At 34.1% G+C, this 6460-nt stretch carries 3 protein-coding genes; all 3 read left to right on the top strand.

Annotated elements, in window-relative coordinates; all coding sequences use genetic code 11:
* Positions 1 to 338: 338 nt before the first annotated feature.
* From pulA to mfd, 3 genes are read left to right on the top strand one after another with little or no spacing between them, the layout of a single operon-like run.
* Complete coding sequence (pulA, locus tag QZQ55_RS03855) at positions 339 to 2405, top strand: type I pullulanase (protein ID WP_295090099.1); 2067 nt, start codon at positions 339 to 341, stop codon at positions 2403 to 2405.
* A 9-nt stretch (positions 2406 to 2414) separates the two neighbouring features.
* On the top strand, positions 2415 to 2969 hold the full coding sequence (gene pth / locus QZQ55_RS03850; protein ID WP_295090096.1) for an aminoacyl-tRNA hydrolase: 555 nt from the start codon (positions 2415 to 2417) through the stop codon (positions 2967 to 2969).
* A 9-nt stretch (positions 2970 to 2978) separates the two neighbouring features.
* Entirely contained in the window at positions 2979 to 6422 is a 3444-nt protein-coding gene (gene mfd, locus QZQ55_RS03845; RefSeq protein ID WP_295090093.1) for a transcription-repair coupling factor, read from the top strand.
* The last annotated feature ends 38 nt before the right edge of the window (positions 6423 to 6460 follow it).

The following is a 6460-nucleotide window of genomic DNA, read 5'->3' as shown; positions in this document are numbered from 1 at the left end:
TATTCGATTTTAAAAGAAAAGACTGTTAACATTTAGTTTGTCAACAGTCTGAGAGGATAGCATGACTATCCTCTTTTTCTATATAGAATGAAATGATATATACATTATGACAGTGGTGACTTTAGGTAGAAACTATCAGACTACACCTATTACTCGTACATTCACAATCACAAAGTAATCGCTCTATATAGGCTTAATGACTTATGCTGTTCAGTCTTTTTTTGTGTTATATGGCATTCTTTTTTAAATTTAGATACTCTCTTTCATTCTTGTGTTTTTATGATAGAATAGGGAATGAGAAAAGGTGGGTATATAATATGCAAAGGGAGTCAATACGTATGTATGCTTATGCGATTGATTTTGATTTAATCAAGGTCGATTTATCATTAAATTACTATAACGGAATTTCAAGTCAGTTTTATTTGAAGAATTTAGATACATGTGAAGTAAAGATACTTAAAGGTGAAGCGACTGAGAAAGAAGATGGATTCCAGTCGTATCTTTTGCATACAGATTTTTCTGTAGGTACAAGATATAAAGTGTTTGATAATTATGGTTTAGCTTGTTTTCTAGACTTTAGTCAGCTTTCTATGAGTAAAGAGTTTGATGATCATTTCTATTATGATGGAGATGATTTAGGCAGCCATTATACAAAAGAGAGCACATCATTTAAGGTCTGGTCACCCCTTTCTACAGAGGTTGTATTAAAGATATGGAAAGATGAAGATCTTCATTATTATCCTTTAGAAAGAGAAGATAAGGGTGTTTATAGTACAACTATTAAGAAAGATTTAGATGGCTATGAATATGTTTATATTATTGGAATGAATGAAGAATCAACAGAAACAGCTGATCCATATGCTTATTCAAGTACAGCTAATATGCATAGTTCAGTTGTCATTGATTTAGATAAGGTAAGACGAGTGGATTATCCTTTAACAGAACTTAAACATAATACAGATGCAGTTATATATGAAGTAGGTGTTAGAGACTTCTCTATTGATGAATATGGACAAATCACACATAGAGGTAAGTTCTTAGGTTTCTGTGAAGAAGGTACAGTGACTAAGAATGGCTTTTCATCAGGTATGGACTATTTAGATATGCTTGGTGTGACTCATGTACAGCTGTTACCAGTGAATGATTATGCAACTGTAGATGAAGATCATCCGGATTTACTTTATAACTGGGGTTATGATCCAGCACAATATAATGTGCCTGAAGGAAGTTATATTACTGACCCTAATGATGGTTATAAGAGAATTCAGGAATGTCAGCGTATGGTACGCTGTATTCATAAGCATAATATGCGTGTCATTCTTGATGTAGTCTATAATCATATGCATGATGTAAACAACAATACATTAGAAAAGACAGTGCCTTATTATTTCTTTAGAAGAGATGACAAGGGTGAATTATCTAATGGTTCATGGTGTGGGAATGATTTAAATAGTACTGCCAAGATGTGTCGTAAATATATCTTAGATATGTGCAAGAGATGGCAGGTTCTTTATGGTGTAGATGGTTTTAGAATGGATCTTATGGGTATTGTGGATATTGATACAGTCAATATGATTTATGAACAGGGTCATTCATTAGATTCTTCATTTATGTTATATGGTGAAGGATGGAATATGGGTACTGCATTACCTGATTCAGAAAAGACAACGATTGAAAATAACCATAAAACACCTCATGTTGGTTTCTTTAATGATCATTTCAGAGATACAATCAAGGGACCTAATCAGATGGAAGTCAAAGGCTATACATCTGGGGATACATATAAGACAAATGAAGCCATTATCGCAATGTGTGACTACAATAAGTTCTCATCAATAGAACAGAGCATTAACTATGCTGAATGTCATGATAATGCGACTGTATTTGATAAATTCATTATTTCTAATGGACATGAAGATGAATATTGTCGTCAGAAGAGATGCTTATTAACACTTGCAATGACTATTCTAGCTCAGGGTGTTCCTTTTATTCATGCAGGACAGGAATTCTTAGGAACTAAGAATGGTAATCAGAATTCTTATAATGCAGGAGATGCAGTTAATAAATTAGACTGGGAACGTCATGACCGTTATATGAATGTTGTACAGGCTGTAAAGTTCTTTATAGATTTAAGAAAACACAATAAGTGCTTTAGATATTATGACTATGAAGATATGCATCAGCACGTCTTCATCAACAATATCTATTATCGTATGGTAGAATATCATTTGACTCAGGATGAAGGAGACTATAAAGAAATTAAGATTTATTTTAATCCTTCATATGATGTGATTACTATTGGTATTGAAGATGACTTTAAGATATTATATAGTATGTCAAATGAAAGAATAGAAAATGGACAACTCAATGTATTTGGTGTATCCATGGTTGTATGTGCAAGATAGGAGAATGTAATGAAATTAATTGTTGGATTAGGAAATCCTGGTAAAGAATATGATATGACAAGACATAATACAGGATTTTATTGTTTAGATGTCTTAAGTGATGAAATGAATCAGTCTATTGATAAAGAAAAGTTCAAAGGCTTATATACTAAATTCAAGTATAAGGGTGAAGATGTTATCTTACTTAAGCCTCAGACTTATATGAATAATTCTGGTGAATCTGTTGCGGCAGTGATGCAGTTCTTCAAGATTCCAGTAGAAGATCTATTGGTTATTTATGATGATATGGATATGCCTACTGGTAAGCTTCGCTTAAGAGAAAAAGGCAGTGCGGGTGGACATAATGGAATCAAGAGTATTATAGCCCATGTAGGGACTCAGAACTTCAAGCGTATTCGTGTTGGTATTTCTAAGAATAAACTTTATAGTGTGGTGGACTGGGTACTTGGACACTTCTCTAAGGAAGAAGAAAAGCTTATTTCAGAAGGTGCTAAACGTGCAGCAGATGCTGTTTTATGTTATTTAGATGATGGTTTTAATAAAGCAATGAATAAATATAATTAGGTGATTGTTATGGAAAAAATACTGAATCTTTTAAAAGATAATCAGGCCTTGCGTACCTTAGATACAGATAATGGAACTATTGTCACAAACTCAACTAGCGATGAGGCTTATCTCATTGCTGGTTCTTTTTGGCATAATCCAAGAAAAATCCTGATTATTAAAAACAACCAATATGAGGCATTTAACCTCTATAAAACATTAACTGAACTTGTGAATCAAGTTGTTTATTTCCCTGCAGATGAATCATTACGTGTTGAATCAGTGGCTTATTCTTATGAACTATTAGGTGAAAGAATTAATGCATTATATGCTATGACACAGGATAAACCGATGATCTGTGTCTGTCATATGCATTCAATGACACGTTATATTACTCCTGTAGAGCTTTTTAAGAAGAGTATTATAAGCTTGAAGAAGGGAGATACTATTGATCCTTTAGAACTCAAGAAGATGTTACAGTCTATTGGATATAAGAATACACAAAGAGTCGATTCACCTTTCTATTACTCTAGACGAGGGGAAGTACTTGATGTTTATACAATCCAGTATGACCATCCTGTTCGTATTGAATTCTTTGATGATGAAATTGAAGAAATCTCTTTCTATGATAAAGACTCCCAAAGAAGAACAAATAAAATAGAGTCTATCGATATCCTTCCAGCTACAGATATGATGTATGAAGATGATGGTTTATCACAGGTAGAAGCATCTATTCAGACATTAAAAGATAAGATGACTGTACAGGATGATTTCAAGGATGAACTTGAACAGACCTATGCATTAGATATTGAATCACTTAAAGCACATGACTATAATCCACGTATTTATCAGTATTTAGGTTTATTCCCTGAAACTGCTACAATCATGGATTATGCACGTGATTATACAATTATTACTGCATCTCTTGCTTCTATTCTTGCTTCTTATAAGACATATATGGAAGAGAACTACCTCTATTATCATGAACTAGAAGAAATAGGACAGATGATCAGAGGACTTAAACTTATTAATAATCCTCAGACTATATTAAAACATCAGAATGTAGACTTTGTTCGTTTTAGAGAAAATGATAAACAGATCATGTTTATGACGCAGCCTGTTATGATCTCTATGGCCAATGAAAAAGTCTTTATTAGTCAGTTAAAGGATTTACTCACATATAATCGTGTCATGATTGGTGTAGATGAAAAGCGCCAGATTGATGTATTAGTCAACTTATTTACCGATCATGCGATTCCTTTTACTCTCACAAGTGCCACAAATAAGATTTATGATGGGGTTAATCTATTCTTAGGACATTTACCTTGTGGAATGAACTTTGTAGAAGAGAAGACCATATTACTCACAAGTCAGGAACTCTTTAAAGTACAAGAAACAAAGAAGAAATATATCAAATATAGAGATGCGACTAAGATCTCAGACTATAATGAATTAAAGGTAGGAGACTATGTTGTTCATGATACAAATGGTATTGGACAATATATGGGTATTGAAACATTAGTCGTTGATGGTGTGCATAAGGATTATCTACATATTGCCTATAAAGGTAATGATATCCTCTATGTTCCAGTAGAACAGTTCCAGTTGATTAGAAAATATTCATCAAGAGATGGTAAACCACCTCGTATTCATGCTTTAGGTTCACCTAAATGGGCAAAAGAGAAAGCAAGAGTCAGACAGAAGGTAGATGGTCTAGCTGATGATCTCATTAACTTATATGCAGAAAGAATGAGACAGCCAGGTTTTGCGTTTGAACCTGATGGAGATCTTCAATTAGAGTTTGAAAGTGAGTTTGGTTATGAACTGACTCCAGACCAGGCACAGGCTGTAGAAGAAATCAAGAAGGATATGGAAACACCACGTCCAATGGATAGACTATTATGTGGAGATGTTGGTTTTGGTAAGACAGAAGTGGCTTTAAGAGCCTGCTTTAAGGCAATTGTGTCGAAGAAACAATGTGCCTTCCTATGTCCTACAACTATTCTTTCATCCCAGCACTATCGTACGATGAAGAAACGTTTTGAGAAGTTCCCTGTCAATATAGCGTTATTGAATCGTTTTACGACTACTAAAGAAAAGAAACAGATTCTCTCTGATTTAAAGGAAGGTAATATTGATCTATTAGTAGGAACACATCGTATTTTATCCAAGGATGTAGAGTTCAAGAATTTAGGATTACTATGTATCGATGAAGAACAGCGTTTTGGTGTGAGACAGAAAGAGAAGATCAAGAGCCTCAGAAAAACAATAGATGTTCTTACACTCACTGCAACACCAATTCCTCGTACATTACAGATGTCCATCATGGGAATTAGAGGACTCTCACAAATAGAAACACCACCATTAAATAGATTACCTGTACAGACCTATGTATCAGAAAAGAGCTGGGCTCTCATTAAACAGGTTATTGAAAGAGAATTATCACGCAATGGTCAGGTATTCTATCTTCATAATAGAACAGAGAATATCTATGAAACAGCCTCTACTTTACAGACTCTTCTGCCTAATGCACGTATTGGGGTAGGACATGGTCAGATGGATAAGACAGAACTAGAAGATGTCATGACTGATTTTGTAGAAAAGAAATATGATATTTTAGTATGTACAACGATTATTGAAACAGGTATTGATATACCTAATGCGAATACAATTATTATTGAGAATGCGGATAAGTTTGGTTTAGCACAGCTTTATCAGATCAAAGGCCGTGTTGGTAGAAGTGAGCGTATTGCATATGCATATCTTCTCTATACAAAAGATCGTGCTATGACAGAAGAAGCTCAAAAGAGATTAACAGCTATTAAGGAATTCACGCAATTAGGATCTGGTTATAAGATTGCGATGAGAGATTTATCTATTCGTGGCAGTGGTGATATTCTTGGTGGTGAACAGGCAGGATTTATTGATCAGGTCGGTTTTGATATGTACATGAAGATCTTGCAGGATGCGATTGATGAAAAGCAAGGTAAGATCAAGGAAGATGATACAGTCCCATCACGTAATGTATCTGTGGATGGTTATATTCCAAAAGATTATGTAGAGAGTGATATGGAAAAATTAGAACTCTATCAGCGTGTTTATAAAGCCAATGACTTAGAAACACTCAAACGTGTGGAACATGAATTAACAGACCTTTATGGTGTACTCCCATCACAGGTACGTAATATTGTCGTAAAGAGAAAATTTGATATTCTCTCACATGATCCACTTATTGATGATGTGAAAGATAGCAGCCAGGGACTAGAAATACGTTTCTCTAAAGTCTTCTTAGAAGATTTAGATGGACAGAAGTTCTTTGCGTATGTCAATCATATGTTTAAGAAGCCACAAATGAAATATACTGATGGAATGTTGACTATTGTGAGTGGCATGGAACCTTATTATGTTTCAGCATCTACTGAGTTCTTAGATTCAGTTTTAAAACAATATTATAAAACACATACTAGTGCTTAATAAAAAAATAATGTAGAATATGAAAAAAAAGGGGGGGG

It is taken from the genome of uncultured Catenibacterium sp., assembly GCF_900540665.1.
GTDB lineage: Bacteria > Bacillota_I > Bacilli_A > Erysipelotrichales > Coprobacillaceae > Catenibacterium.
Note: the sequence above shows the minus strand (reverse complement) of the source record. Positions and strands in the feature narration are given on the sequence as shown.